Source organism: Nonomuraea sp. NPDC050394 (assembly GCF_044459065.1).
In the GTDB taxonomy this organism is placed as follows: Bacteria; Actinomycetota; Actinomycetes; order Streptosporangiales; family Streptosporangiaceae; genus Nonomuraea.
This window is the reverse complement of sequence record NZ_JBITIO010000005.1, coordinates 408,368-432,879: the sequence shown is the minus strand read 5'-3', so window position 1 is coordinate 432,879 and position 24,512 is coordinate 408,368. Positions and strand designations below refer to the sequence as shown.

27 protein-coding genes and 1 pseudogene are annotated in these 24,512 nt (G+C 71.0%); 17 read left to right on the top strand and 11 right to left on the bottom strand.

Annotated elements, in window-relative coordinates; genetic code table 11:
• Positions 1–2: 2 nt before the first annotated feature.
• A complete protein-coding gene (locus tag ACIBKY_RS22960; protein WP_397099142.1) occupies positions 3–755 on the bottom strand; it encodes a hypothetical protein in 753 nt (250 codons plus the stop codon).
• Between the two features lie 87 nt (positions 756–842).
• On the opposite strand from ACIBKY_RS22960, the gene rmuC reads away from it, so the two are divergent.
• The gene (rmuC, locus tag ACIBKY_RS22955) at positions 843–2,108 is read left to right on the top strand and encodes a DNA recombination protein RmuC (RefSeq protein ID WP_397099140.1); all 1,266 of its coding nucleotides are present in this window, start codon (positions 843–845) and stop codon (positions 2,106–2,108) included.
• A 41-nt stretch (positions 2,109–2,149) separates the two neighbouring features.
• The gene (locus ACIBKY_RS22950; protein ID WP_312896584.1) at positions 2,150–2,641 is read left to right on the top strand and encodes a DUF6542 domain-containing protein; all 492 of its coding nucleotides are present in this window, start codon (positions 2,150–2,152) and stop codon (positions 2,639–2,641) included.
• A 158-nt stretch (positions 2,642–2,799) separates the two neighbouring features.
• Here ACIBKY_RS22950 and ACIBKY_RS22945 read toward each other — a convergent pair whose 3' ends face one another.
• Positions 2,800–3,765, bottom strand: coding sequence for a 4-hydroxy-3-methylbut-2-enyl diphosphate reductase (locus ACIBKY_RS22945; protein WP_379610668.1), 966 nt, complete (start codon positions 3,763–3,765; stop codon positions 2,800–2,802).
• Between the two features lie 114 nt (positions 3,766–3,879).
• On the opposite strand from ACIBKY_RS22945, the gene ACIBKY_RS22940 reads away from it, so the two are divergent.
• The 3 genes and pseudogenes from ACIBKY_RS22940 (at position 3,880) to ACIBKY_RS22930 (ending at position 6,897) form a co-directional block, all read left to right on the top strand.
• A complete protein-coding gene (locus ACIBKY_RS22940) occupies positions 3,880–5,148 on the top strand; it encodes a hypothetical protein (RefSeq protein ID WP_397099137.1) in 1,269 nt (422 codons plus the stop codon).
• A gap of 26 nt (positions 5,149–5,174) precedes the next feature.
• Positions 5,175–6,371 (top strand): annotated as a pseudogene (gene xseA / locus ACIBKY_RS22935) (exodeoxyribonuclease VII large subunit); the annotation flags it as partial.
• A 277-nt stretch (positions 6,372–6,648) separates the two neighbouring features.
• Positions 6,649–6,897 carry an exodeoxyribonuclease VII small subunit gene (locus ACIBKY_RS22930; protein ID WP_397099135.1) on the top strand — a complete coding sequence of 83 codons (249 nt, stop codon included), beginning with the start codon at positions 6,649–6,651 and terminating at the stop codon, positions 6,895–6,897.
• Between the two features lie 537 nt (positions 6,898–7,434).
• On the opposite strand, the gene ACIBKY_RS22925 is transcribed toward ACIBKY_RS22930, so the two are convergent.
• Positions 7,435–7,842, bottom strand: coding sequence for a nitroreductase family deazaflavin-dependent oxidoreductase (locus ACIBKY_RS22925; RefSeq protein ID WP_397099134.1), 408 nt, complete (start codon positions 7,840–7,842; stop codon positions 7,435–7,437).
• Between the two features lie 86 nt (positions 7,843–7,928).
• On the opposite strand from ACIBKY_RS22925, the gene ACIBKY_RS22920 reads away from it, so the two are divergent.
• Complete coding sequence (locus tag ACIBKY_RS22920) at positions 7,929–8,528, top strand: TetR/AcrR family transcriptional regulator (RefSeq protein WP_397099132.1); 600 nt, start codon at positions 7,929–7,931, stop codon at positions 8,526–8,528.
• 1 nt (position 8,529) lies between these two features.
• Here ACIBKY_RS22920 and ACIBKY_RS22915 read toward each other — a convergent pair whose 3' ends face one another.
• Positions 8,530–9,060 (bottom strand): DUF4245 domain-containing protein, encoded by a 531-nt coding sequence (locus ACIBKY_RS22915; RefSeq protein ID WP_397099130.1) that lies wholly within the window; start codon positions 9,058–9,060, stop codon positions 8,530–8,532.
• An 11-nt stretch (positions 9,061–9,071) separates the two neighbouring features.
• Positions 9,072–9,653 (bottom strand): TetR/AcrR family transcriptional regulator, encoded by a 582-nt coding sequence (locus ACIBKY_RS22910; RefSeq protein ID WP_397099128.1) that lies wholly within the window; start codon positions 9,651–9,653, stop codon positions 9,072–9,074.
• Between the two features lie 82 nt (positions 9,654–9,735).
• Here ACIBKY_RS22910 and glpX point away from each other — a divergent pair, with 82 nt between their 5' ends.
• Positions 9,736–10,770 carry a class II fructose-bisphosphatase gene (gene glpX / locus ACIBKY_RS22905; protein WP_379610677.1) on the top strand — a complete coding sequence of 345 codons (1,035 nt, stop codon included), beginning with the start codon at positions 9,736–9,738 and terminating at the stop codon, positions 10,768–10,770.
• A 42-nt stretch (positions 10,771–10,812) separates the two neighbouring features.
• Here glpX and ACIBKY_RS22900 read toward each other — a convergent pair whose 3' ends face one another.
• Both ACIBKY_RS22900 and ACIBKY_RS22895 read right to left on the bottom strand, forming a co-directional pair.
• Positions 10,813–11,463, bottom strand: coding sequence for a DUF1707 domain-containing protein (locus tag ACIBKY_RS22900; protein ID WP_397099126.1), 651 nt, complete (start codon positions 11,461–11,463; stop codon positions 10,813–10,815).
• Positions 11,464–11,522: 59 nt separating this feature from the next.
• The gene (locus ACIBKY_RS22895) at positions 11,523–12,071 is read right to left on the bottom strand and encodes a hypothetical protein (RefSeq protein WP_397099124.1); all 549 of its coding nucleotides are present in this window, start codon (positions 12,069–12,071) and stop codon (positions 11,523–11,525) included.
• A gap of 72 nt (positions 12,072–12,143) precedes the next feature.
• Here ACIBKY_RS22895 and ACIBKY_RS22890 point away from each other — a divergent pair, with 72 nt between their 5' ends.
• Entirely contained in the window at positions 12,144–12,800 is a 657-nt protein-coding gene (locus ACIBKY_RS22890) for a DUF998 domain-containing protein (RefSeq protein WP_397099122.1), read from the top strand.
• 104 nt (positions 12,801–12,904) lie between these two features.
• Here ACIBKY_RS22890 and ACIBKY_RS22885 read toward each other — a convergent pair whose 3' ends face one another.
• Complete coding sequence (locus ACIBKY_RS22885; RefSeq protein ID WP_397099120.1) at positions 12,905–13,501, bottom strand: TetR/AcrR family transcriptional regulator; 597 nt, start codon at positions 13,499–13,501, stop codon at positions 12,905–12,907.
• A gap of 73 nt (positions 13,502–13,574) precedes the next feature.
• On the opposite strand from ACIBKY_RS22885, the gene ACIBKY_RS22880 reads away from it, so the two are divergent.
• From ACIBKY_RS22880 to ACIBKY_RS22865, 4 genes are all read left to right on the top strand, one after another.
• Entirely contained in the window at positions 13,575–14,222 is a 648-nt protein-coding gene (locus tag ACIBKY_RS22880) for a phosphatase PAP2 family protein (protein ID WP_397099118.1), read from the top strand.
• A gap of 32 nt (positions 14,223–14,254) precedes the next feature.
• Complete coding sequence (locus ACIBKY_RS22875) at positions 14,255–15,415, top strand: MFS transporter (RefSeq protein ID WP_397099117.1); 1,161 nt, start codon at positions 14,255–14,257, stop codon at positions 15,413–15,415.
• 342 nt (positions 15,416–15,757) lie between these two features.
• Positions 15,758–16,204 (top strand): DUF1772 domain-containing protein, encoded by a 447-nt coding sequence (locus ACIBKY_RS22870; protein ID WP_397099115.1) that lies wholly within the window; start codon positions 15,758–15,760, stop codon positions 16,202–16,204.
• A gap of 69 nt (positions 16,205–16,273) precedes the next feature.
• On the top strand, positions 16,274–16,399 hold the full coding sequence (locus tag ACIBKY_RS22865; protein WP_397099113.1) for a hypothetical protein: 126 nt from the start codon (positions 16,274–16,276) through the stop codon (positions 16,397–16,399).
• Here the strand turns inward: ACIBKY_RS22865 and ACIBKY_RS22860 are convergent.
• Positions 16,365–17,249, bottom strand: coding sequence for an EamA family transporter (locus tag ACIBKY_RS22860; RefSeq protein WP_397099111.1), 885 nt, complete (start codon positions 17,247–17,249; stop codon positions 16,365–16,367). The genes ACIBKY_RS22865 and ACIBKY_RS22860 overlap by 35 nt on opposite strands.
• 68 nt (positions 17,250–17,317) lie before the next feature.
• Here ACIBKY_RS22860 and ACIBKY_RS22855 point away from each other — a divergent pair, with 68 nt between their 5' ends.
• From ACIBKY_RS22855 to ACIBKY_RS22845, 3 genes are read left to right on the top strand one after another with little or no spacing between them, the layout of a single operon-like run.
• Entirely contained in the window at positions 17,318–18,679 is a 1,362-nt protein-coding gene (locus ACIBKY_RS22855) for a PLP-dependent aminotransferase family protein (RefSeq protein WP_397099109.1), read from the top strand.
• Between the two features lie 46 nt (positions 18,680–18,725).
• Complete coding sequence (locus tag ACIBKY_RS22850; RefSeq protein ID WP_397099107.1) at positions 18,726–19,664, top strand: Gfo/Idh/MocA family oxidoreductase; 939 nt, start codon at positions 18,726–18,728, stop codon at positions 19,662–19,664.
• A 9-nt stretch (positions 19,665–19,673) separates the two neighbouring features.
• A complete protein-coding gene (locus ACIBKY_RS22845; RefSeq protein ID WP_397099105.1) occupies positions 19,674–20,534 on the top strand; it encodes a deoxyribose-phosphate aldolase in 861 nt (286 codons plus the stop codon).
• Here ACIBKY_RS22845 and ACIBKY_RS22840 read toward each other — a convergent pair.
• Positions 20,524–21,372 (bottom strand): SDR family oxidoreductase, encoded by an 849-nt coding sequence (locus ACIBKY_RS22840; protein WP_397099103.1) that lies wholly within the window; start codon positions 21,370–21,372, stop codon positions 20,524–20,526. The two genes, ACIBKY_RS22845 and ACIBKY_RS22840, sit on opposite strands and share 11 nt — an antisense overlap.
• 98 nt (positions 21,373–21,470) lie before the next feature.
• Entirely contained in the window at positions 21,471–22,103 is a 633-nt protein-coding gene (locus ACIBKY_RS22835) for a maleylpyruvate isomerase N-terminal domain-containing protein (protein WP_397099101.1), read from the bottom strand.
• A gap of 38 nt (positions 22,104–22,141) precedes the next feature.
• On the opposite strand from ACIBKY_RS22835, the gene ACIBKY_RS22830 reads away from it, so the two are divergent.
• Together ACIBKY_RS22830 and ACIBKY_RS22825 are read left to right on the top strand one after the other, a co-directional pair.
• A complete protein-coding gene (locus tag ACIBKY_RS22830; RefSeq protein WP_397099099.1) occupies positions 22,142–22,726 on the top strand; it encodes a DinB family protein in 585 nt (194 codons plus the stop codon).
• A 44-nt stretch (positions 22,727–22,770) separates the two neighbouring features.
• Positions 22,771–24,417: a fumarate hydratase gene (locus tag ACIBKY_RS22825; RefSeq protein WP_397099097.1), complete on the top strand. Its 1,647-nt coding sequence runs from the start codon at positions 22,771–22,773 to the stop codon at positions 24,415–24,417.
• Positions 24,418–24,512 lie beyond the last annotated feature (95 nt).

Sequence of the window (24,512 nt, the reverse complement as noted above, 5' to 3'; positions counted from 1 at the left end):
GTTTACTTGCTCACAAGGTGCAAGCAGGTCACTGGGCGAAAGGCGCCGCGAGCGCGCAGATAGCGGTCGGAGCCCTTCTGGCAGGCTCGGGCCGAGGTCTCGAACGAGGTGACGCGGGCCCAGGCCCGCCGCGACGAGCACGGTACGCCCGCGATGGCCGAACGCATGACCACGCCCTTGCCCGGCTTCGCCACGCACATCCCTTCGGCCAGGACGTCCCCGCCCCTGCCGAGGCAGACGACGCCGTCCCTGAGTGCCAGGGCGTCGAGGGTGGCCGCGGGGCAGGCGTCCGCTTCGCCGGTTATCGCGACGGCTCTGCCGTACCAGCCGGAGCTCGCGCAGGAACGCTCGCGGCCGTCCAAGGCCACGCAGTCGCCCGCGCGCAGCACGCCGCCGCCCGCTCCCGCGCGGCCGGGATGGGGCTCCAGGAACGCGCGCACGCAGGCGGTACGGCCCCGCCCGACCCGCACTACCTCGTCGGTGTCGTCGGGACACTGGCCGCGGCCGGGCGGGTCGGCGGCGAGCGTGAGAACCTCGGCCGCACCCCTGACGCACGGCGCCAGCGCGAAGCGGGCGCCGTCGCGGCTCACGCAGGCGCCGGGCGACCACATCAGCGTCTGGCGGGGCGGCTGGGCGCGTGGGGGCGGCGGGGGCCCGGACCGGCCCGCGATCACCGTGCTCGCCGCGGCGACCACGACGGCGGCCACCGCGACGGTGGCGGCGAGCGAGACGATCATCCGCGATCCGGTAGCCATATGGGTACTCTGAGTGACGCGAGATGTACCGCACAAGCGGAATGCACAAGCGTGTCGGGAAGATCCACTGCCCGATGTCGTGCGACCATGCGTGGAGTGGATGTCGTCTCGCTTCTCATCGGACTGGCCGTCGGGGTCGCCATCGGGTTCCTGCTGGCGCGGACCAGGATGGCGGTACGCGTGGCCGAGGCCGACGCGAGGGCCAAGGCGTCCGCCGACAAGCTCGCCTACGTCGAGGGGCAGCTCGCGGAGCGGTTCCAGGCGCTGTCGACACGCGCGCTCGACGTCAACAACATCCGCTTCCTCGAACTCGCCGAGACCCGCTTCGCCGCCACCCGCGCCGAGGCCAGCGGCGAGCTGGAGCAGCGCAAACAGGCCGTCGAGCACCTGGTGGAACCACTGAAGGACCTGCTGGCCCGGGTCGAGACGCAGCTGCGCGACAGCGAGTCGGGCGCGCGCGCCGCCCGCGCCGAGCTGTCCCAGCAGATGGAGTTCGTACGGCAGAGCAACGAACAACTCCGCTCCCAGACGACGGCGCTCGTGCGCGCCCTTCAGCGGCCGGAGGCGCGCGGACGCTGGGGCGAGCTGCAGCTGCGCCGCGTGGCCGAGATCGCCGGCATGCAGCGCCACTGCGACTTCGACGAGCAGGTCACCGAGGGCGCCCAGCGCCCCGACATGGTCGTACGGCTGGCCGGCGGCAAGAACATCGTGGTCGACTCCAAGGTCTCCCTCGCCGCCTACCTGGAGGCAGCGGAGGCCGGGGACGAGTCCCTGGCCTCGGTACGCCTCGACGCCCACGCCAAGCACGTGCGCCAGCACATCGACCAGCTGGCCGCGAAGGCGTACTGGCAGGGGTTCAACCCGTCGCCCGAGTTCGTGGTGCTGTTCATCCCGGGCGAGGCGTTCCTGGCGCCGGCGTTGGAGCGTGACCCGGGGCTGCTGGAGTACGCGATGGTCAGGCGGGTGCACATCGCCACCCCGACCACGCTGATCACGATGCTGCGCACCGCGCACTACGCCTGGCAGCAGGCGGCGCTGAGCGAGAACGCGCGGGCGGTGTTCGAGCTGGGCAAGGAACTGTACGAGCGGTTGTCGTCGCTGGGGCGTAACGTGGACGCGCTGGGCAAGGCTCTGACGCGGTCCGTGGAGGCGTACAACAAGACGGTCGGTTCGCTCGAAAGCCGTGTTCTGGTCACGGCGCGCAAGCTTCACGATCTCGGCGTCGTCGACGGCGACCTCGACGTGCCCGAGATGCTTGAGGGGCTGCCCAGGCCCCTCGCCTCCCCCGAACTACTGGAAACTTCGTCTCTGATTTCGCAGGCGAACGGTAAGTTGGCCAACGGGTCGCAGTAAGGGGGGCGGGACCGGTGAGTGGGAAAGGCAGGCGTTCGGCTGTGAAGCTGACCGCCCGGGGCGCGGTCGCGCTCGCCTTCGTGGCCACCGTGGCGGGATATGTCCTGGCATCGGTGTTCGGGCTGGGGTTCCTGATGGGGCTGGTCTTCATCGCGGGGAACCTGTTCGGGGCGATGCTGGTCAACCGGCGCGAACTGCTGTCGCTGGTGGTGACGCCGCCGCTGGTGTTCTTCTGCGCCACGTTCATCGTCGAGCTGCTGCGGGCCTTCAGCTCCGCGTCGGTGCTCGGCTCGCTCGCACTCGGCCTCTACACCTCGATGTCGGCGGGCGCGCCGTGGCTGTTCGCGGGGTCGGCGATCGTGCTGGCCGTCGCCTGGCGGCGCGGCCTGCGCGACAACGTGCGCGACCTGCGCGAGGAGCTGCGGTCCGTGACGGACGTGCCGCGCCCGCGCAGGGAACAGGCCTTCGCGCCCGAGCCCGAGGGCTACTTCGAGCCTCGCGTGTACGGCACCGCCCGCCGCGACGAGCCCTGACCGCCGGCCCCTCGTCGCGGCCCCGCACGCTCAGGACGCCCGGCCCCAGCGCTGCCCGGTCAGGCTCAGCTCAGCCCCAGCGCTGCCCGGTCAGGCTCAGCTCAGCCCCAGCGCTGCCCGGTCAGGCTCAGCTCAGCCCCAGCGCTGCCCGGTCAGGCTCAGGAGGCGCGCAGGTCCTTGCGCAGTTCGTGGGGCAGGGCGAAGCGCACGCGCTCGTCCACCGGCTGGACCTCGCGCACGTCGTCGAAGCCGTGCTTGGCCAGGCGGACCAGCACCTCCTCGACCAGTTCCTCGGGGACCGAGGCGCCGCTGGTCACGCCGACCGTGTCGACACCCTCCAGCCACTCGTCGCGGATGTCGGCGGCGTAGTCGACCAGGTAGGAGGCATCGGCGCCGTAGTCCTTGGCCACCTCGACCAGGCGCTTGGAGTTGGAGGAGTTCTCCGAGCCGACCACGATGACGAGCTGCGACTCCGCGGCGATCTCCTTCACCGCGACCTGGCGGTTCTGGGTGGCGTAGCAGATGTCGTCGCTCGGCGGGTCGAGCAGCGTCGGGAAGCGCTCCTTCAGGCGGTTGACCGTCTCGACGGTCTCGTCCACCGACAGGGTGGTCTGCGAGAGCCAGACCAGCCGGCTCGGGTCCTTGACCTGGATGCGCTCGACCGAGTCGAGGCCGTCGACGAGCTGGATGTGCTCCGGGGCCTCGCCCGCGGTGCCTTCCACCTCTTCGTGGCCTTCGTGGCCGATGAGCAGGATGTCGTAGTCCTGGCCGGCGAAGCGCTTGGCCTCGTTGTGGACCTTCGTCACCAGCGGGCAGGTGGCGTCGATCGTGCGCAGTTGCCGGTTGCGGGCCTCTTCGTGGACCGCCGGGCTCACGCCGTGGGCGGAGAAGACCACGATCTCCCCTTCGGGGACCTCCTCGGTCTCCTCGACGAAAATGGCGCCTCTGGCTTCCAGCGTCTTGACCACGTGGGTGTTGTGGACGATCTGCTTGCGCACGTAAATGGGGGCGCCGTACTGCTCCAAAGCCTTCTCGACCGCGACCACGGCTCGATCGACTCCGGCGCAGTAGCCGCGGGGCTTGGCCACGAGGACGCGTCGGCTGGTGGGGGTCTTCGGCTCCATGCTCCCTATGCTACGTGGAGCGGCGAACCGGCCGGCGCGTGCGTGCCCGTTACGCGTTTGCCAGACTAGCCGTCCAATACGGGCCCCCCGCCCCGCGTAAACCAGGGAGTCCTCATGTCCCTCAGCGACGTGATACGCAACATCGCCAAGACCATCACCAACAAGGAAAAGGCCAAGGAGCTGCCACTCGTCGTCATCCAGTCCACCTTGAGCGCCGCCGGGCAGGCGTTGCTGCTCGTGGACCGGGTCAAGAACTCGATCAAGGGGCTGGCCTCACGGGACGAGGCGGAGGAGACCAAGCGTCCCGCCGCCGAACAACTGGCCGAGAGCGCGGAGGACAAGCCCGCGCGCAGGGAGCCGGTCATCTTCGCGCCCCGTCCGAGCGCCACGGGCGCCGCCGAGCCGAACGGCACCGCCCCGAAGGCCAAGGCGGACCCGGTCATCTTCACCCCGGCCACCAAGCCGGACCCTTCGGCCGCCGAGCCCACCGTGTCCGCGTCTCCGGCAGCCGAGGCCAAGGCCCCGGTCGCCGCCGAGACCGAGGCTGGTTCCGCGCCTGAGGCCGTCGAGGTCAAGCCGGTTGTCGTGGAGGAACCGGCTACCGAGAAGCCCGCCACCACGGAGGCCGCCACCACCAAGGTCGCCGCCCCCGAGCCCGCCACCACCGAAGCCACCACCACCGAGCCCGCCACCACCGCCGAGGCCGTCGCCACCGGGGCTGTCGCCAAGGAGGCCGTCACCGAGGCGGTTGTCGTCGAGTCGGCCGAGCCTGTGGCCAAGCGCACGACCGCCAAGCGTGCGAGCGCCAAGCCGAAGACAGCGGCCCCCAAGACCACGGCCCCGAAGACCGCGACCCCGGAGGCCGCGCCCACTGCTGCCGCTTCCGACACCGCGGTCGGGACCGAAGCCGAGGCCGAGGCGCCGGTCAAGAAGCCCGCGCGCAAGACGCCCGCCAGGACCGCCGCCGCGAAGCCTGCCGACTCCAAGGCCGCTGCTTCCAAGCCCGCCGCATCCAAGCCCGCCGCCTCTGAGGCCGCCGCATCCAAGCCCGCCGCCTCTGAGGCCGCCGCATCCAAGCCCGCCGCCTCTGAGGCCGCCGCATCCAAGCCCACCGCTTCAAGGGCGGCTGCTGCCAAGCCCGCGGCCAAGAAGGCGGTTGCCGAGCCGGTTGCCGGGGAGGTTGTCGAGGCGGCGGGAGCCGTACCTGGGGAGCCTTTGGTGGGGTATGGGGAGCTGACGGTTGCTTCGCTCCGCGCGCGGATGCGTGGGAAGAGCGCGGCGCAGATCGGTGAGCTGCTCGCCTACGAGCGGGCCACGCAGGGGCGGCCGGAGGTCGTGAAGATGTACGAGAACCGCCTGGCCAAGCTCGAAGCCGGAGAATAGTCGGCCGGGCACCGTAGTCTGCCGCCATGAGCTCGAAGACCTCTCCCGAGTCGCCCTTGCCGATCCGTACGGTCCTGCAGATGGTCGGCGGCTGGATCGGCAAGCTCGGCACGGTCTGGGTCGAGGGCCAGATCACCGACCTGAGCGCCCGGGGCGGCACGGTCTTCCTGACCCTGCGCGACCCGGTGGCCAACGTCAGCGCGCGGGTCACCGCGCCGCGCGGCGTCTACGAGGCGACCGTGCCGAGGCCGACCGACGGCGCCAGGGTCGTCGTGCACGTCAAGCCGGACTTCTGGGTCAACAGGGGATCGTTCGCGTTCACCGCCCTGGAGATCCGGCCGGTCGGCGTGGGCGAATTGCTGGCCAGGCTGGAGCGGTTGCGGCAGTTGCTGGCCGCCGAAGGGCTGTTCAACGCCGACCGCAAGCGCAGGCTGCCGTTCCTGCCGGGCACGATCGGGCTGATCTGCGGCCGTGACTCGGCGGCCGAGCGCGACGTGCTGGAGAACTCGCGGCGCCGCTGGCCGGCGGTGCGGTTCAAGGTCGAGGAGGTGGCCGTCCAGGGCCCTTACGCCGTGGGCGAGGTCACCGAGGCTCTCGGCAAGCTCGACGCCGACCGCGAGGTCGACGTGATCGTGGTCGCGCGGGGCGGGGGTTCGCTGGAGGATCTGCTGCCGTTCTCGGACGAGAGCCTGGTCAGGGCGGTGGCGGCCTGCCGTACCCCGGTGGTGAGCGCGATCGGCCACGAGCAGGACAGTCCGCTGCTCGACCTGGTGGCCGACGTGCGCGCCTCCACGCCGACGGACGCGGCCAAGAAGGTCGTGCCGGACGTCGGCGAGCAGCTGACGCTGGTGCGGCAGCTGCGTGACCGGGGGCGCCGGGTGATGGGCGGCTGGCTCGACCGCGAGATGTCGTGGCTGACGTCGGTGCGTTCGCGCCCGTCGCTGGCGGATCCGGTACGCGAGCTCGAACGCAGGGCCGAGCAGGTCGACGCGTTGCGGGATCGCACGCGGCGCAGCCTGACGGGTTCGCTGGACCGGGCCGCCGACTCGTTGTCGCACCTGCGGGCCCAGCTCGTGGCCCTGTCTCCGGCGGCGACGTTGGAGCGCGGGTATGCGATCGTGCAGCGCCCCGACGGGGACGTGGTACGGCTGGCCAAGGACGTGGCGCCGGGCGACGTGCTGACGATCCGGCTGAGCGACGACCGGCTGGCCGTACGGGCCGAGGGCGGCACAGGCACCGGCACCGGCACCGGCGGCAGAGGCAGAGGCGGCACAGGAACAGGCGGCACAGGCCAAGGTGGCGCGGGCGGCGCGGGCGGCGGGGGCGGCGGCGGCGCTGGTGCGGGGAGTGGAGCGGCGGCGAAGCCTGCCAGGAAGCCGCGCAAGAAGGCGGCGCCCGAGCAGCCTGCCCTCGACGAGCCCTAGGCGAACCAGGTCACGCCGGCCCGGTCATCGGCGGGCCAGGGCGCGATTGTCGGTGTCTGACTCTAGGGTGGGTCGCGTGGCAGACGAGAACGCACCCGGGGCCTCCTCCGACAGGACACCGTCGTACGAGCAGGCTCGGGAGGAGCTGACCGAGGTGGTGCGCCGCCTGGAGACGGGCGGGCTGACCTTGGAGCAGTCGATCGAGCTGTGGGAGCGGGGGGAGAAGCTGGCCGCGGTGTGCGAGGAGTGGCTTCAGGGGGCCCGCGTCAAACTCGCCGCCGCCATGGCCCGCCGCACCGAACCCACCAACGACGCCCCGTTCTAGCCCCACGGCCCGGGTTCCGGCTTCACGCTCCCGTGATGGTTCCACGCCCCCCGGTTCCGGCTTCACGCCCCCGTGATGGTTCCACGCCCCCCGGTTCCGGCTTCACGCCCCCGTGATGGTTCCACGCTCCCGGTTCCGGCTTCACGCCGCGTGCCGGCTCTACGCCGCGTGGCGAGGAACCGGCGGTCTGCGCCTGGTTCCGGCCGGTGAGACCGCCGCGTGGTGAGGAGTTGACGGTCTGCGGTTGGTTCGGGCTGGTGGCATGCGCGTGGTTCGGGGGCTGGCGGTGTGCTGGTGGCCGGGCTGGGTGGGGTGCCGCGTGGTCGGGCCCGTGGACCACGCGGGTGGCCGGCGGGGCGGCCGTTACGGTGGCCCGCCACGCACGCTGGACGACCGTTCCCCTGGACGGGGCCCAGCCACGGGCGGCGGGTGGGGCTCACTTGGCTGGGCCGTAAGGGATGGGCGGGGTTTCGAGCGCCCGCGAGAGGCACGCGAACTCGCGCCCCATCGAGGCGGACCACACGCCAAGGGGCGGCGTCAGGTGCGGTGCAGGGACAGGACGGGGATGCGGCGGGAGGTCTTGGCCTCGTATTCGGCGAAACCTGGGGCGATGGCGACCATGCGGGCATAAAGCTCGTCACGCTCGGCGCCGTCGATCTGCTGGGCCTTCGCGGAGAACGTCTCGGTGCCGATCTCGGCGGTCAGTTCCGGGTGCGCGAGCAGGTTGTGGTACCAGGCCGGATGGTTGTCGGCGCCGCCGTTCGAGGCGATGATCACGTAGCGGTCGCCATCCGGGAGGTACATCACCGGCGAGGTCGTCTCGTTGCCGGTCTTCGCGCCCTTGGTGGTGAGAAGGACGAGGTCGTGGCCTTCGAAGTATCCGCCCACCTTGCCGGCGTTGGCCCGGAACTCCTCGATCACCTGCTGGTTGAAGTCGTTCGGCATTGCCACTCCCAAGACATGTAAACGGAGAACTCTCCGAATCAGAGTAACCGGAGAAGTCTCCGTTTCCAAGTGGCTATGCTCAAGCTGTGTGCGAACGCCAGCAGCTCCCCGTTCTCGGGCAGCCTCCTCCCGAACGCGCCGATGCCGCACGCAACCGGCAGAAGATCGTCGACTGCGCCGCCCGCATGATCGCCGAACGCGGCGCCGAGCAGCTCTCGCTCGACGAGGTGGCGCGCGAGGCCTGCGTGGGAGTCGGGACCGTCTACCGCCGCTTCGGCGACCGCGCGGGGCTCCTCTACGCGCTCATCGACGAACGGGAGCGGCACTTCCAGGCGGCGTTCCTGAGCGGTCCTTCACCTCTGGGGCCGGGTGGCACGCCCGGCGAGCGGATCTCCGCGTTCCTGCGGGCGCTCGTCGACCACTTCTTCGGGCAGGAAGAACTCTTTCTGCTCCTGGAGAAGAGTTCGCCGAAGGCCCGCTTCACCGGCCCGTACCACGTCTACCACACCCACCTGACCGCCCTGCTCGCCCAGCTCCGGCCGGGCGCCGACCAGCGGTTCCTGGCCGACGTACTGCTCGCGCCCGTCAACGTGGGCCTGCTCAACTTCCAGCGGACCGAGCGCGGGTTCACGGTCGAGCAGATCAAGGACGGGCTCGACGCGCTGGTCGGGGTGATCGCGCGGTAGCTCAGGCGGGCTTGGGGACTTCCTTGAGAGCGGCGGCCAGCTGGGCGAGTTCGGGCCAGTCTGCCGTGCCGGTGACCACGAGGGTGACCCCGGGCAGCGTTCTGATCAGCGTCCGCTGGTTCTTGTCCTCGCGGAAGCGCTTGTCCCAGGGCTGGCCGTTGACCTGCTCGGTGCCGACGGACTTGTCGCTGTTGGCCATGCGGTTGCCGAATCCGGCGCTGGGCTGCTCACCCGACTGGACGAACATGGCATGCTCGCGCTTCGCGGTCGCGTACCCCAGATAGAGGGCCTTCGCGCCGTTCGCGCCGTCGGCGATGCGGTTGCTGTTGGGGACCCAGCCGCCGGGGTCCTGGGCGGGGCCCCACACCTTGTACGGCACGGCCCGGTTGAAGTTGGCCAGCGTGATCGAGTAGTCCCGCTTGGGGATGCGCTCGGTCCTGCTCTGGGGTGTCATGAGCAGGAACAGGCCCACCGCCGCCAGGCAGACGAACAGGGCCACCGCGTAGGAGTAGAAAGTTCGGGTCAACCGCACAACTGATGAGGCTACCCTGCCGGGGTGACGGGTCGGAGTTGGCCGATGATGGCGAGGACGTCGTCGGCCAGCTTGCGGTCGCCGGAGAGCGTGACCTCGTTCACGGCCGCGGCCAGCGCGCCGGTGATGGCGATCACCAGGGCGGGCTGTCCCTCGAACAGGGCGGCGTTGCGCGAGGCCCACGTGCGCAGCCGGTCGCGCATGACGACCTCGAAACCGGGCGGCCCGTCCCCGCGCAGGAACAGCGCGGCCAGCTCGCGCTCTTCCAGGCAGCCGTCGAGGTAGGCGCGGGCGGCGCGCAGGAAGACGCGCATCGGGTCCTGCTCGCCCGTCTCACGGGCCTCGCGGGCGGCCCGCTTGGTCCGCTGCGTCTGTCTGCCCTGGAAGTCCTCGAACAGCGTGAGGTAGAGGTCGGCCTTGCCGGAGAAGTGGTGGTAGAGGCTACCGACGCTGGCGTTGGCGCGCGCCACCACATCGGTCACGCCCGCCTCCGCGAAGCCCTTCGAGACGAAGACCTCTTTGGCCGCCGTGAGAAGGCCGACACGGGTGGCCGCGCCCCGGCCCGTCACCGCCCGTTCCACATCGCTGCTCATGAGAGGCACATTATCCTCCGCTGACCGGGGATAGAGGGGCAACTACGATCGAGGCAGTTGTCGACGAGGAGGCCCCACCATCATGTCCGATCAGACGTCTGTACCCGCAGCGCTGGCCACGGGCGAGCACGCCCCTGATCGAAACCTCGCCATGGAGCTCGTCCGCGTCACCGAGGCGGCCGCGATGGCCGCCGCGCGCTGGGTGGGCAGAGGCGACAAGAACGGCGCGGACGGAGCCGCCGTCAACGCGATGCGCCAGCTCATCAACACCGTGTCCATGAACGGTGTCGTGGTGATCGGCGAGGGCGAGAAGGACCACGCGCCCATGTTGTTCAACGGCGAGCAGGTCGGCGACGGCAGCGGCCCCGAGTGCGACGTGGCCGTCGACCCGATCGACGGCACCCGGCTCACGGCGCTCGGCATGCCGGACGCCGTCTCGGTGATCGCGGTGAGTGAGCGGGGTTCGATGTTCGACCCGTCGGCCGTGTTCTACATGGAGAAGCTCGTCACCGGCCCCGAGGCGGCCGACGTGGTGGACATCGAAGCCCCCGTGGCGGCGAACATCCAGGCCGTCGCCCGCGCCAAGGGCTCCTCCCCCGCCGACGTCACCGTGGTCATCCTCGACCGCCCGCGGCACGACCAGATCGTCAAGGAGATCAGGGAGACGGGCGCGCGGATCAAGTTCATCCCCGACGGCGACGTGGCCGGCGCCATCATGGCCGCGCGCGCCGGCACCGGCATCGACCTGATGCTCGGCATCGGCGGCACCCCGGAAGGCATCGTGGCGGCCTGCGCGCTGAAGTGCCTGGGCGGCGTCATCCAGGGCAAGCTGTGGCCGCGTGACGAGGCCGAGCGGCGTAAGGCACTCGACGCCGGCCTGAACCTCGGCCAGGTCCTCACCACCAACGACCTCGTCCGCTCCGACGACGTCTTCTTCGCCGCGACCGGGATCACGCAGGGCGAGCTCATGCAGGGTGTGCGCTTCCGCGGCGGCGTGGCGGTCACGCACTCGCTGGTGATGCGCGGCCGTTCGGGAACGATCAGGAAGATCGAGAGCGAGCACCAGCTCTGGAAGCTGCGCGCCTACTCCGCGATCAACTTCGACACCGCGGGCTGAGCCCGCCTTCCCGGCTTCCGGTACGGCGGGCCGTACCGGAAGTCAGCGGCGGCGCTTACGGCGAGGCGGCTCCTTGACCTTCACGTCGCCCATGAAGTTGGTGGTGCGGACCTCGACCACCGGCCCGTCGGGCTCGGTGGGCTGCTTGGTGAGGCGCACGGTCTTGTCCTTGGCCACGCGGATCACCTCAAGACCCTCGGGCACCTGGATCTCCAGCCCGCCGAGGACCAGCGTCGCGTTGATGATGACGCGCCGGTTCTGCAGGATCGCGTCGCGCAGGTCGAGCTTGGTCGTCCCGAACATCGCGGTCACGGCGAGCTCCGCCGGCACCACCCAGCGGCCGCCGCGCTCTTCCTTCTTGAAGATCGCCGCGACCGGCCGCCCATCCAGCAGCAGGGGCTGCTCGTCGGCGGGGAGCAGGTCGACGGTGAGGCCGGCCAGGTCGCCGAGGGTGCGGGCGGAGTAGAGGACGCCGAGGCGTTCCTCCAGCTCGTCGAGGGTGATGCGGCCGTCGGCGTGGGCGTCCTGGAGCACTTGGGCGACGCGCTCGCGGTCGGCGTCGGAGGCGCGCAGTTCGTGCGGCTGGGGCAGGTCGCTCGCGGGCTGCTGGCCGCGCGCCGACTGCCATTCCTCGGCCAGCCGCTCGCCCACCTCGGCGAGCTTCGGCAGCCAGGATCCGGGACGTTCATTCACACTTCGACGATATCCGGCGCGCGGCGGAAACTGTCGGTGCCGACGCCTAACGTTTCGGCTCAATGAAGGGTGGGGCCGCTCACGTCCAGTGTGGCGAGTACTTCGCCGTTCTCGCCGAGCGCCTCCACCTCGGGTGCCCGGCGGGCCGACCAGACCACGATCAGGAAGCCGTGGAAGGGGACTTCGATGAGGCGTCCGCGCACCCGCACCCGCCGTACCTCGGCCGAGGCGGTCAGCTCGGCGTGCCGCAGATACCAGCCGGTCCAGGGCAGCCGGTGCTCCGGGTTCATCAGCACCCCGCCGTTACCCGGGCACCGCAGGTAGTCCCCGGGCCCCTTCGCCGGCACGCGGCCGACCAGCGGATACTCGATCGTCCCGCCTCCGCCGCCGCCCCGGTGCTCCCAGTCGCCACCCCGCTTCTTGAACAGGTGGACCATGATCATGGGCCCGCCGTTGCGATCGGAGAGCACCGCCACCGCCCCGCCCTCACCCGACCTGTCCATGGCCAGCGGCAGATAGCCCCGATCGGCGTCGAACGCCGTGCGGGCTTCTTGCGGCATGCCGTGATCGAGCAGGTGACGGCATTCGGCAAGCATCCCCTTGTCCATCTTCCGAACGTAACCCAGCCCCTCCACGTTTCCACCCGGAATCGGGCCGGGATCGCGGCCGTTGTCTTCTGCATGGAGAGAGCGGCACGGGCAGGGCTCGGGGCGGTCGTGGCCGGGGTGGCGGTGATCATCGGGCTGGACCTCGCCTACCTGGGCGAGGTCAATCCCCTGCGCCGCACGATCAGCGAGCACGGCCTGGGCGACCAGGGATGGATCTTCGGACTCGGCGTGGGCACGCTCGCCGTCGGCTCGGCGGCGATCGGGCTGTCGCTGGCCAGGCGGCGCATCGCGGGCCGGTTCGGGACCGTCGCGCTGCTGGCCTGGAGTGCGGGGCTGCTGATCACCGCGTCGTTCCCCAAGCACGACTGGGCGGTCGGGCCGAGCCTGAGCGGCAGCATCCACCGGGTGGGCAGCTTCATCGCCTTCCTGAGCCTGCCGATCGCGGCGCTGGTCATCGCCCGGCCGTGGCGGCATCGGCACGGGATGTCCTGGGTGACGTTCCTGCTCGGGCTCGGGTCGGTGATGTGGGTGGCGGGCATCGGCGCGGCCGTCGTGCTGGCCACCCGCAACGGTCTCGCCTGGTGGCAGGTCATGCCGCTCGGCCTGGTCGAACGCGGCATGGCCGCCACGGAGGTGGCCGCGGTCATCGCCCTGGGCGCCTGGGCCGGCCTCAGGGGTCCCGCACCGACTCCCGCCGTCGGCCCGGTCCGGGAGGCGGCCTCCGGTTGAACGCGCTCAGGCCGTACGGAGCGTTGCGCGTGGTCGGGCCGTCCCGGGCGGTGCGCGGTCAGGCGTCCCGGGCGTTGTGCGTGGTCAGGCCGCGCGGCGCGCGGTCAGGGTCTGCGGAGGGCGGTGGCCAGGTCGCTGACGTAGCCGCGGAAGATCGCCGGCATGTCCACGCGGTCCGGGTCGAGGAGCCACTGGGTCTGCAGGCCGTCCATCATGGCGATGAGGCGGTCGGCGTGGGCCTCGGCGTCGAGGTCGGCCCGGAACTGGCCGCTCTCGGCACTGCGGCGCAGGGCGGCGGCGACGCCTTCGCGCAGGCGGTGGTACCTGTTCCTGGCCCACTCGTGGCCGGGGTGGTCGGCCGTCACGGCCTCGCCGCTGATGACGGAGAACAGTTGCACGAGGCCGGGCACGCGGGAGTTGTACTCGACCACGTCCACCAGCACCTTCAGCATCTCCTGCCCGTCGCTGGCGTCGAAGCCGTAGCGGCGCATGTCCATCTCGTCCCGGTAGTCGAGAACGGCCAGGAGCAGGCGTTCCTTGCTCTTGAAGTGGTGGAGCAGGCCGGCCTGGGTGAGTTCCGCGCGTTCGGCGATGCGGGCCAGTGAGGCGCCGCGGTAGCCGTTCTCGGCGAACTCGAGCAGGGCGATGGCGAGGATGCGCTCGCGCCGTGCCTCCCCAGTGGCGTATCCCCGGCGTTTCACCCCGGCACCTTACCAGGTCACATAATTGCAACAAACCTACCAAGCAGTAAGGGGCTCGCCTATCTTCCCGGGCATGGAAACCCGCCCCCGCTGGACGCTCGCCTGCGGCCTGACCCTCCTCGCCCTGGGCGCCGTCTTCACCGGGATCATGCTGGCCGACCCGGCGGCGCCGTTCACGCAGAGCTTCGACACGGCGTGGCACGCGGCCATGCTGGGCACCCGCAACGAGGCGCTCACCGCGCTGTCCCACCTCCTCAACCTCAGCGGCGGGCGGGGCAGTCTGGTGATCATGGCGCTCCTGATGGCCTGGTGGCTGGTGACGGGGCGGCGCTGGGGCGCGGTGCTGCTGCTCACCGCCGCCTCCGCCACCACCGTCGTCGCGCAGGGCGTCAAGCGGCTGGTGCTGCGCGAACGGCCGGCCGATCCGATGGTGAGCGTGGACGTCGGCTCGTTTCCTTCGGGGCACGTGGTGACGGCGGTGACGTTCTGCCTGGTCATCGTGGCCGTGATGGCCGCCGGGAACATGCGGGCCGGGCTGACGGCAACCGCCGTCTTCACGGTCCTGATGGTCTGGGACCGCACCTACCTCAGCGCCCACTGGTTCTCCGACACGATCGGCGGCGTGCTGCTGGGCGGGGGCACGACGCTGCTGCTGTGGTGGGGGTTCGCGCCGCTGCTGCGGAAGGACCTGGTCAGGAGAGAGGCCAAGGCACTAACCTGACGCCACCTCACGTTTACTGCAGGAGGCACGCGGTGAAGACCCCCCGAAACCGCCTGGCCCGCTCCGGCACGTTCGCCGTGTTCGCGGTGCAAGGACTCTCCTTCGCCACCCTGCTCACGCAGGTCGCCGCCATTCAGGGCCGACATCGGCTCGACGAAGGCGAACTGACCCTCCTGCTGCTGATCGTCCCGGTCCTGGCCGGGGTCGGCAGCGTCGGCGCGGGCACACTGGCCGCGCGCCTGGGCAGCAAATGGCTGCTCCGCCTGGCCCAGCCGCTGGTCGCCGCCGCCGTCGTCCTCACCGGCCTGGCGCCCAACGTGCCCGTCCTGCTCGTCGCCCTGCTCCTGTTCGGGCTGGGCGTCGGCGCGGTCGACGCCGGCATGAACATGCAGGGCGTCGCCGTCGAGCGCCGGTACGGCCGGCCGCTGCTCAACGGCTTCCACTGCGTATGGAGCGTCGCCAGCCTGCTCGGCGCGCTGTGGGCATCGGCCATGGCCTCGGTCCTGCCCCTGTCGCTGACGATGGCCCTGCCCATGGTGCTGGCCGTCGCGGGCTCACTGGTCGCCGGGCCGTTGCTCTGCACGATCGAGGAGGAGAAGACCGAGCAGACCACGACCGCCGCCGCCCGCTTCCCGTGGAAGCCGATCATCCCGCTCTGCCTGGCGATGGCCTTCCTGTACGTCGGGGACGCCGCCATCTCCAACTTCTCCACCGTCTACATGAAGGACGTCCTGGCCGCCGGCGCCTCGGTCATCCCGCTGGCCTACGCCGCGTACCAGGCGACCACGCTGCTCGTGCGCCTCGCCGGCGACTTCGCCGTCAGAAGGTACGGCCCCGCGGCCATCGTCCGGATCGGCGGCGCGATCGCCGCCCTGGGCTTCCTGGGCATCGTCCTGGCCCCGAACCAGCCGCTCGCCATCGTCGCCTTCGGCCTGACCGGGGTGGGACTGTCGGTGGTGGCACCCCAGTCGTTCTCGGCCGCCGGGCGCCTGGACCCGGCGGGCACCGGGGTGGCGATCGCCCGCGTGAACCTCTTCAACTATGTGGGCTTCATCGTGGGCGCCGCGCTGGTCGGCGGCATCGCGGACGCGGCCGGGATGCAGGTGGCGTTCGCGGCACCCTTGGTCCTGGCGGCCGCCATCATCGCCCTGGCCCCCGGCTTCCACCCCAAACTCCCTGCCCAGGCCGCCTGAACCGGCGTGGGCAGCCCGGACCGGGGGCGCGGTGGGGCTAAAGGGCACAGGGAGGCCGGGGCGCGGTGGAGCGGGGCGCGTGGGCCGGAAGCGCGGTGGGCCAGGGCGCGGTGGGCCGGGGCGCGGTGGGGCCGGGGGGAGCGGGTGCGGTGGGTCAGGGTGCGGTGGGCCGGGGTGCGGTGGGGACGTGGATGGGGTGCTACCGCGTGCAGGGGTGTTGGGTTGGTGTTTTGGGGTGGGGTGCGTCAGGGTGACGTTCGCCTGCCGTACCGCACCACGGAGAACAGCTTGAAAGCTCTCAGCACGCTCACACTGATCCTGTCCACGCTCAGCGCCGGTCTCATGGCCGGGTTGTTCGCGGCGTTCGCCTACTCGGTGATGCCGGGTCTGGAACAGAGCGGCGACCGCACGCTTGTCGAGGCGATGCAGCGGATCAACGTCGCCATTCTCAACCCGCTGTTCATGAGTGTCTTCATGGGCGGCCTGCTGTTCATGCTGGCGGCGGTGATCCTGCACTGGCGGGGTGATCTGCGGCCCGTGCTGCCGTGGGTCATCGCGGGGTTCGTGCTCTATCTGGTGATGTTCTTCATCACCGCGGGTGTGAACGTTCCGCTGAACGATCAGCTCGCCGCGGCGGGTGACCCGGACAAGATCGCGGATCTGGGGGCGGTGCGGGCCGCCTTCGAGGCGAGGTGGGTGACGTGGAACATCGTGCGGGCCCTGGCGGCTACGGGGTCGTTCGGGTGCTTCATGTGGGCCCTGGTTGTTCATGGCGCAAAATCTCGGTAAAACGCGAAATATCGGGACACCGGGTGCCTCCCTCCCGGCGTTTCACCCGGTAAGAGGAGGGAGGCCGCCATGGAAGTCGGATACATCGTCGTCGCGGTCATCGGCCTGCTCGTCGTGGGCGGCATCGGGGTCGCCACCGTTTTCATCGTGCTCAGCGGCATCAAGAGCGGACAGTGGCCGACGCTGAAACGCTAGCCGTGGAGGATCCCCGCCGAGCGGTGAGCCCGGCCACGATGCCGACGATCACCAGCCCGGCGCCCAGCAGGTCGTACGCGGAGGGCGTGGCGACGCCGAGCACCACCCCGGTCACGATCGCACCGACCGGGATCATTCCGGCGAACAGTCCCGCCCGCCCCGCCCCGAGCCTGGGCAACGCCGAGTACCAGAGGAAGAACGCCACCACCGTCACCACAACGGCCAGGTAGAGCAGCCCGAGCGCCTCCGGCATCGTGGGCGTCCGGAACATCGACGTGCCCTCGACCGCCACCCCCGCCACGGCCAGCATGGGCACCGCCAGCGCCGTCGAGTACGCCGACACCCGGATCGCCCCCAGCTTCGGCAGCAGCGGAATGGCCAGGAGCGAGAAGCTCACCTCCCCCACCAGCGCCCCGAGCGCCCACAGCAGCCCGCCGGTGCTCCCGGTCCCGAGCCCGGTGGCCAGCGTCGCCCCCGCCACGACGACGACGGCCCCCGCCAGCAGCCGCGGCGCCGGCCGCCCGCTGACCAGAGCGAGCACCAGCGGCACGGTCCCCAGCACGGTGCCGACCAGCGCCGGGCCGGAGTCACGGGTGGACTCGATCACGCAGATGTTGAACACCACCAGCCCCAGTACGGCCAGCCCCACCAGGCAACCGGCCTCCCGGAGTGTCAGCCGGACGAACCGCAGCCCGAGCGCCCTGGTCACCACCAGCAGGACCACGGCGGCAAGGAGGTAGCGCACGGCCTGCCCGCCGTACACGGGATAGTCCTTGATCAGGCCGGACACGGCGGCGAGTGTCCCCACCATGAACATGGCCGTGGCCGCGCCGAGGGCTCCGTTTCTCATGGGCAGCATGCTAGAAAGACAATGGCTTGCCGAAACAGTCCAATATCCCGCGATAAACGGGGACCAATGTGACCGATCTTCATGTTCCGCTCGATCGGGAGCGGGGCGGGCTGGCCGCGCAGATCGCCGCCGAGCTGCGCGGGTCGATCCGCGACGGCCGCCTCGCGCCCGGTACCCGCCTGCCCGCCAGCCGCGACCTCGCCGCCGATCTGGCCGTCTCGCGAGGCGTCGTGGTGGAGGCGTATGAGCAGCTGGTCGCCGAGGGGTTCCTGGTCTCGCGGGTGGGCAAGGGCACCCACGTGGCCGCCGCCGTCGCCGCGCCGCGCCAGGCACCGCCGCCGCGTCAGGACACCGTCTGCGCCCCTTTCTACGGCCATCGCCCCACCTCGCCCGACCTCAGCGGCTTCCCGCGCGAGCGCTGGCTGGCCTCGGTCAGGCACGTGCTGACCACGCTGCCCTCCGACGCGCTCGACTACGGCGACCCGGGCGGCGTGCCGGAGCTCAGGCAGGAGCTGGCCGGCTACCTCAAGCGGGTCAGGGCCGCCGACGTACGTCCGGAGAACCTCATCGTCGTCGGCGGCGTCGCGCAGGGCCTCAGCCTGAGCCTGCTCGTGCTCGGCGTCGAACGGCTGGCCATCGAGGACCCCAGCAGCCCGCGCCAGGTCCCGCTGGTCAGGAGGGCGGGCGCCACGCCGGTACCGGTGCCCAGCGACGACGAGGGCCTGAACGTGAAGGCACTGGCCGCCAGCGGGGCTGACACGGTGTTGCTCACGCCGGCCCACCATTACCCGACCGGCGTCGTACTCTCCCCCGGCCGCCGCGCCGAGCTCATCGAGTGGGGCGGGATCGTGTTGGAGGACGACTACGACGCCGAGTTCCGCTTCGACCGCGACCCCGTCGGCTGCCTGCAAGGGCTCGCGCCCGACCGGGTGATCCTCTCCGGCAGCGTGAGCAAGTCGCTGGCGCCGGGTCTGCGGCTGGGCTGGGTGGCCGCGCCGGAAGACCTCGCCGCCGCCGTACGGCGGGCGCGCGGCGAGCTCGACCTGGGCTCCCCGGTGATCGAGCAGTACGCGCTGGCCCACTTCCTGCGCACCGGCGGCTACGACCGGCACCTGCGGCGCACCCGCAGGGAGTACAGGAGGCGCAGGGACGCGCTGGTCACCGCGCTGAACGAGCAGCTGCCCGAGATCCGGGTGCGGGGCATCGAGGCCGGGCTGCACGTCTACCTGGAGCTGCCCGAGCACTGGGACGAGCCGGCCGCGGCCGCCGCGGCGCAGGCGCTCGGGCTGGCCGCCGAGCCGGTGGGGCCGATGCGGTTCAGCCCGGGGCCGCCGGCGATGGTGGTCGGCTTCGCGCGGGTACCGGTTCATCGGGCGGCGGGAGCCGTACGGGAGCTAAAGGTCAGAATGTCAGGACAAAGTATTGACTGAGACAGAGGCGTCGCCTAGAAAGAAGACCGACACCCTTGGAGGCGCGATGCGCGTGGGACTGCTCGGCCTGGGCAGGATCGGAGCCTTCCACGCGGCCACGCTGGCCGCCCACCCGCTCGTCGAGGAACTGGTCGTCGCCGACCCCGTGCGCACGTCGCCGCACGGGCGGCCGGGTGACCCGTTCACCTGCGACGCGCTGGTCATCGCCACGCCGACCGGAACGCACGCCGAGCTGCTGAGGACGGCCATGGAGCGCGGCATCCCGGCCTTCTGCGAGAAGCCGGTCGCCGCGACCGTCGAGGAGACCCGCGCGCTGGCCCGACTGGCCGCCAAGAAGGGCGCGCACGTGCAGATCGGCTTCCAGCGCCGCTTCGACCCCGGTTTCGCCGCGGCCGCGCGGGCGCTGCGCGCGGGTGAGCTGGGCGAGCTGCACCGGCTCCACCTCATCACCGCGGATCCGGCTCCGCCGTCCGCCGAGTACGTCGCCACCTCGGGCGGGATCTTCCGCGACTGTCACATCCACGACTTCGACCTCGTGCGCTGGATCACCGGCCGCGAGGTGGCCACCGTCTACGCCACCGGCGCCAACCTGGGCCCGGCCGGCTTCTTCGCCGCCGCGGGGGACGTGGACACCAGCGCCGCGCTGCTCACGCTCGACGACGGCACGCTGGCCACCCTTCAGGGCTCGCGCTACAACGGCGCCGGTTACGACGTGCGGATGGAACTGGCCGGCAGCAAGGCCACCCACGCGGTCGGGCTGGGCCCGCGCGCGCCGATCAGCGGGTTCGACGGGCCGCCCTGGCCGGACTTCGTCAGCCGGTTCGCCGACGCGTACACGCTTGAGATCGATGCCTTTCTGCGTGGTTCGACCAGTCAGTGCACGATCGAGGACGCGCTGGCCGCCCTCTACGTGGCCGAGGCGGCGGAGCTGTCGCGGCGCGAGCGGCGTCCCGTCGAGATCACAGAGATCACGGAGGTGTCGTGATGGTGGGCCTTGACTGACTACCGCGAGATCAGGCAGATCAGGGCCCTGTACCCGGAGCGCATCGCGGACGCGGCGGCCTCGCGGCGGCGCCGTCCCGCCACCGGCGCCCGGGGCCAGCTCATGATCATCGCGGCCGACCATCCCGCGCGCGGCGCGCTCGGGGCGGGCCGCCGCCCGCTGGCCATGGGCAGCCGGGTGGAGCTGCTCGACCGCCTGGTGACCGCGCTGGCCAGGCCGGGCGTGGACGGGCTGCTGGCCACGCCGGACGTGGTCGAGGACCTGCTGCTGCTCGGCGCGCTGCACGGCAAGATCGTGATCGGCTCCATGAACCGGGGCGGCATCCAGGGAGCGGCCTTCGAGTTCGACGACCGCTTCACCGCCTACGATGTGCCGACGATCGCCCGGATGCGGCTGGACGGCGGCAAGATGCTCTGCCGCATCGCCCTCGACGAGCCGGGCACCGCCGCCACGCTGGAGTCCTGCGGCAGGGCGGTGACCGAGCTCGCGGCCGGTGGCCTGATCGCCATGGTCGAGCCGTTCTGGTCGGCGCGCTCCGGCCACGACCTGTCGCCTGAGGGCGTCATCAGGGCCGTCAACGTCGCCCAGGGTCTCGGCGCGACCTCGGCCAGGACCTGGCTGAAGATCCCGGTCGTGGCGGACATGGAGCGTGTCATGGCCGCCACCACCCTGCCCACGCTTCTGCTGGGCGGCGATCCCGGCGAGGCGCCCGACCTCGCGTACGCGGCGTGGCGCAAGGCCCTGCAGTTGCCCGGCGTGCGCGGGCTGGTCGCGGGCCGGGCGCTGCTGTACCCGCAGGACGACGACGTGGCCGAGGCCGTGGACACCGCCGTCTCCATGCTCACGCACTGAGCCCGGGAGCGGGCACCGCCTTCTCGGCCGCCCGGCTGACCTCCTCCCAGGCGGCCCACGTCTCCATACGCTGCTGGGAGACGCTGAACGCCAGGTCGTAGACCAGGCTGCCGAGCAGGAGCCGCAGCGGCGGGTTGGGGCTGTCGACCAGCTTCAGCATGGCCTCGGCGGCCAGGCGCGGCTCGCTGTCCACCGAGCCCTCCGCCCACTGCCTGGCCAGCTCGGCCCGCAGCTCCGCGTACTCCGGGCGCGGCTCGGCCGTGGCCATGCTCGTGTACAGATCCGTCCAGTAGCCGCCCGGCTGGACCATCGTGAGCTTGACCCCGAACTGGGCGGCCTCCATGGCCAGCGCCTCGCTCATGCCCTCAAGCGCGAACTTGCTCGCGCTGTACAGGCCCGTCGTGGGGAACGCGCCGAGCGCCCCGATGCTGGAGATCTGAACGATGTGCCCCGACCTCTGCTCCCTCAGGTACGGCATCGCCGCCTGCGCCACCCACAACGCCCCGAAGAAGTTGACCTCGAACTGAGCCCTGGCCTCCTGCTCGGTGAACTCCTCGATCATGCCGGAGGACATGGTCCCGGCGTTGTTGACCACGATGTCCAGGCGGCCGAAGTGCTCGTGCGCGGCCTTCACGGTCGCGAACACCGCGTCCCGGTCGGTCACGTCGAGCACCTGGACCAGCAGCCCGTCCGGGTACTTCTCCCCCAGCTCACGCAAGGGCTCGACGTTCCTGGCCACGGCCGCCACCTTGTCGCCGCGCTCCAGCGCGGCCTCCGTGAACGCGCGGCCGAGGCCGCGGCTGGCACCGGTGATGAACCACGTTTGGGCGGTACGCATACTGTGTCTCCCCAGAAAGTGAACCGAGACGGTTCGTCTCGCTTCGAGAAGTATGCAGGCGCGCCCCACCCATGTCAAGACGGACCGTCTCGTCTCATTCAGAAGGCGGCGATGCTCCCCGGCGAACGCTCGGCCCGGGACAGCGCCCGCAACACCTCAGTCCCCCCATGACGCCGTACGGCCAGCCGCGCCAGCAGGTCGATCACCGTCTCCATCACCCCGTCGGGCAGAACCGGAGTCGCCACCCCCACGCTCACGGCCAGATCGTCGCTGTGCACCGCCAGCTCCATCATCCGCGTGCGGAGAAAGTCGGACAACGACAGCGACCACGGCCCCCACAGCGGGATGCGCACCGCCCGCTCCGGCACCACGGCCAGCGTCCGCGTCAGCTCGTCCACCGCCGCGTCGAGCGCATCGGCCAGGGCGTCCGCGCCCTCTGCGGCGACCTGCTCGCCGCCGTCCCTGATCCGGACGTTCACCGGGTCGTCGGGAGCCGATCCGATCCATTCCACGCGGGCGTAGTGGCCGAGCAGGGTGACCGTCTCCTCCTCGGGAACCGGGCCGGCCAGCGCCTGCCGTACACCCAGAACCTGATAGGCGAGATGCCCGGCGAGGCCGGACACGCTGAAGTCGGCGAGCGCGCTCGGACCGGCCCAGGCCGCGGCCACCTCCGGCGCGCGCAGCAGCCCGGCCGCCGAGCGGGCGGCGGCGAGGAAGTCATCCCTGACCATTGCTGGAACACCCCTTTCCCGTGCAGGAGACTCTGAGCATGACCGATCACAAGGCGCAGCTCCACCGCTACCTGCGCGACGCCCGCGACGCCGTGGTGTGGAAGCTGGAGGGACTGGCGGAGTACGACGCACGCCGGCCGATGACGCCGACGGGCACCAACCTGCTCGGTCTGGTCAAGCACCTGGCCGGGGTCGAGGCCGGCTACTTCGGAAGCGTGTTCGGGCGGCTCTTCCCCGAGCCGATGCCCTGGATCAGCGAGGACGCCGAGTTCAACTCCGACCTCTGGGCCACACCGGAGGAGTCACGCGCCGACATCCTGAGCCTGTACGAGCGGGCGCGCGCCCACGCCGACGCCACCATCGAGGAACTGGACCTCGACACCACCGGCACCGTGCCCTGGTGGCCGGAGGAGCGCCGGCACCCCACCCTCCATCTGCTGCTCGTCCACATGACGGCCGAGACGAACCGGCACGCCGGGCACGCCGACATCGTCAGGGAGCTGATCGACGGCGCCGCCGGGCTGCGCCGGAGCAACGACAACCTCCCCTCCGTCGAGGCCGCGTGGTGGGAGAAACGCCTCGCCCGGGTGGAAGCCGCCGCCCGGCAGGCGGGCGGGCGCTGACCTCCGGTGGGCGTACCCTCTAGGGGACCGAAAGGATCGAGAGAATGCCCGAGTTCGACTACACCGACCTGCTTCCGCTTGGCGCCGACGAGACCGAGTACCGGCTCATCACCACGGAGGGGGTGCGGAAGGTCGAGGCGGCCGGGCGGACGTTCCTCGAAGTCGACCCCGAGGTGCTGCGGTCGCTGACCGAGACCGCGATCCACGACATCTCCCACTATCTACGGCCCAGCCACCTGGCCCAGTTGCGGAAGATCGTCGATGACCCCGAGTCGAGCGGCAACGACCGCTTCGTCGCGCTCGACCTGCTCAAGAACGCGTCGATCTCGGCCGGCGGCGTACTGCCCATGTGCCAGGACACCGGCACCGCGATCGTCATGGGCAAGCGCGGGCGCCACGTGCTCACCGACGGGCGCGACGCCGAGCACATCTCCCGCGGCGTCTACGACGCCTACACCAAGCTCAACCTCCGCTACTCGCAGATGGCGCCGCTGACGATGTGGGAGGAGAAGAACACCGGCAGCAACCTGCCCGCCCAGATCGAGCTGTACGCCGAGGGCGACGACAGTTACAAGCTGCTCTTCATGGCCAAGGGCGGCGGGTCGGCCAACAAGTCGTTCCTGTACCAGGAGACCAAGGCGGTGCTCAACGAGAAGCGCATGCTGGCGTTCCTGGAGGAGAAGATCCGCTCACTGGGTACGGCGGCCTGCCCGCCGTACCATCTGGCGGTGGTCGTGGGCGGCACCAGCGCGGAGTACGCGCTGAAGACGGCCAAGTACGCCAGCGCCCGCTACCTCGACGCGCTGCCCACGGAGGGGTCGGCGACCGGGCACGGCTTCCGTGACGTGGAGCTGGAGAAGAAGGTGTTCGAGCTGACCCAGAAGCTCGGCATCGGGGCACAGTTCGGCGGTAAGTACTTCTGCCACGACGTGCGGGTGATCAGGCTGCCGCGGCACGGGGCGTCCTGCCCGGTGGCGATCGCGGTGTCGTGCTCGGCGGACCGGCAGGCGCTGGCGAAGATCACGCCGGAGGGCGTCTTCCTGGAGAAGCTGGAGACCGACCCGGCCCGCTTCCTGCCGGAGACCACGGACGAGCACCTGTCCGACGACGTCGTGGAGATCAACCTCAACCGCCCGATGCACGAGATCCTCTCCGAGCTTACGAAATATCCGGTCAAGACGCGACTGTCGCTCACCGGCCCGCTCGTCGTCGCCCGCGACATCGCCCACGCGAAGATCGGCGAACTGCTGGACAACGGCGGCGAGATGCCGCAGTACCTGAAGGACCACGCGGTCTACTACGCCGGCCCCGCCAAGACGCCCGAGGGGTACGCCTCCGGCTCCTTCGGCCCGACGACCGCGGGCCGGATGGACTCCTACGTCGAACGGTTCCAGGCCGCGGGCGGATCCATGGTGATGCTGGCCAAGGGCAACCGCTCCAAGCAGGTGACCGACGCCTGCGCGGCGTACGGCGGGTTCTACCTCGGCTCCATCGGCGGGCCGGCGGCGCGGCTGGCACAGGACTGCATCAAGAAGGTCGAGGTCCTGGAGTATCCCGAATTGGGGATGGAGGCCGTGTGGAAGATCGAGGTGGCGGACTTCCCGGCGTTCATCGTGGTCGACGACAAGGGCGAGGACTTCTTCACCGACCGGACCGGCCCCGTCCTGTCGATCACCCGTCCGCCGCGCTAGATAGATCCCGGTCCTGATAGGGGCCTTGTTGTTCCCGCAGGCCTCGGACTTGGCGTGTGCGAAGTCCGGGGCTTCTCGTCGTTCCGGGGCGACAT

Excerpts from the sequence above, each read along its gene's own strand:
- ACIBKY_RS22890 (WP_397099122.1), top strand. The coding sequence starts at position 12,144 with ATGGAGAGAGCGGCACGGGCAGGGCTCGGGGCGGTCGTGGCCGGGGTG.
- ACIBKY_RS22860 (WP_397099111.1), bottom strand. The coding sequence starts at position 17,249 with ATGAGAAACGGAGCCCTCGGCGCGGCCACGGCCATGTTCATGGTGGGG.
- ACIBKY_RS22850 (WP_397099107.1), top strand. The coding sequence starts at position 18,726 with ATGCGCGTGGGACTGCTCGGCCTGGGCAGGATCGGAGCCTTCCACGCG.
- ACIBKY_RS22895 (WP_397099124.1), bottom strand. The coding sequence starts at position 12,071 with ATGGACAAGGGGATGCTTGCCGAATGCCGTCACCTGCTCGATCACGGC.
- ACIBKY_RS22825 (WP_397099097.1), top strand. The coding sequence starts at position 22,771 with ATGCCCGAGTTCGACTACACCGACCTGCTTCCGCTTGGCGCCGACGAG.
- ACIBKY_RS22835 (WP_397099101.1), bottom strand. The coding sequence starts at position 22,103 with ATGGTCAGGGATGACTTCCTCGCCGCCGCCCGCTCGGCGGCCGGGCTG.
- ACIBKY_RS22925 (WP_397099134.1), bottom strand. The coding sequence starts at position 7,842 with ATGCCGAACGACTTCAACCAGCAGGTGATCGAGGAGTTCCGGGCCAAC.
- ACIBKY_RS22865 (WP_397099113.1), top strand. The coding sequence starts at position 16,274 with ATGGAAGTCGGATACATCGTCGTCGCGGTCATCGGCCTGCTCGTCGTG.
- ACIBKY_RS22840 (WP_397099103.1), bottom strand. The coding sequence starts at position 21,372 with ATGCGTACCGCCCAAACGTGGTTCATCACCGGTGCCAGCCGCGGCCTC.
- ACIBKY_RS22830 (WP_397099099.1), top strand. The coding sequence starts at position 22,142 with ATGACCGATCACAAGGCGCAGCTCCACCGCTACCTGCGCGACGCCCGC.
- ACIBKY_RS22880 (WP_397099118.1), top strand. The coding sequence starts at position 13,575 with ATGGAAACCCGCCCCCGCTGGACGCTCGCCTGCGGCCTGACCCTCCTC.
- glpX (WP_379610677.1), top strand. The coding sequence starts at position 9,736 with ATGTCCGATCAGACGTCTGTACCCGCAGCGCTGGCCACGGGCGAGCAC.
- ACIBKY_RS22910 (WP_397099128.1), bottom strand. The coding sequence starts at position 9,653 with ATGAGCAGCGATGTGGAACGGGCGGTGACGGGCCGGGGCGCGGCCACC.
- ACIBKY_RS22945 (WP_379610668.1), bottom strand. The coding sequence starts at position 3,765 with ATGGAGCCGAAGACCCCCACCAGCCGACGCGTCCTCGTGGCCAAGCCC.
- ACIBKY_RS22960 (WP_397099142.1), bottom strand. The coding sequence starts at position 755 with ATGGCTACCGGATCGCGGATGATCGTCTCGCTCGCCGCCACCGTCGCG.
- ACIBKY_RS22940 (WP_397099137.1), top strand. The coding sequence starts at position 3,880 with ATGTCCCTCAGCGACGTGATACGCAACATCGCCAAGACCATCACCAAC.
- rmuC (WP_397099140.1), top strand. The coding sequence starts at position 843 with ATGCGTGGAGTGGATGTCGTCTCGCTTCTCATCGGACTGGCCGTCGGG.
- ACIBKY_RS22870 (WP_397099115.1), top strand. The coding sequence starts at position 15,758 with ATGGCCGGGTTGTTCGCGGCGTTCGCCTACTCGGTGATGCCGGGTCTG.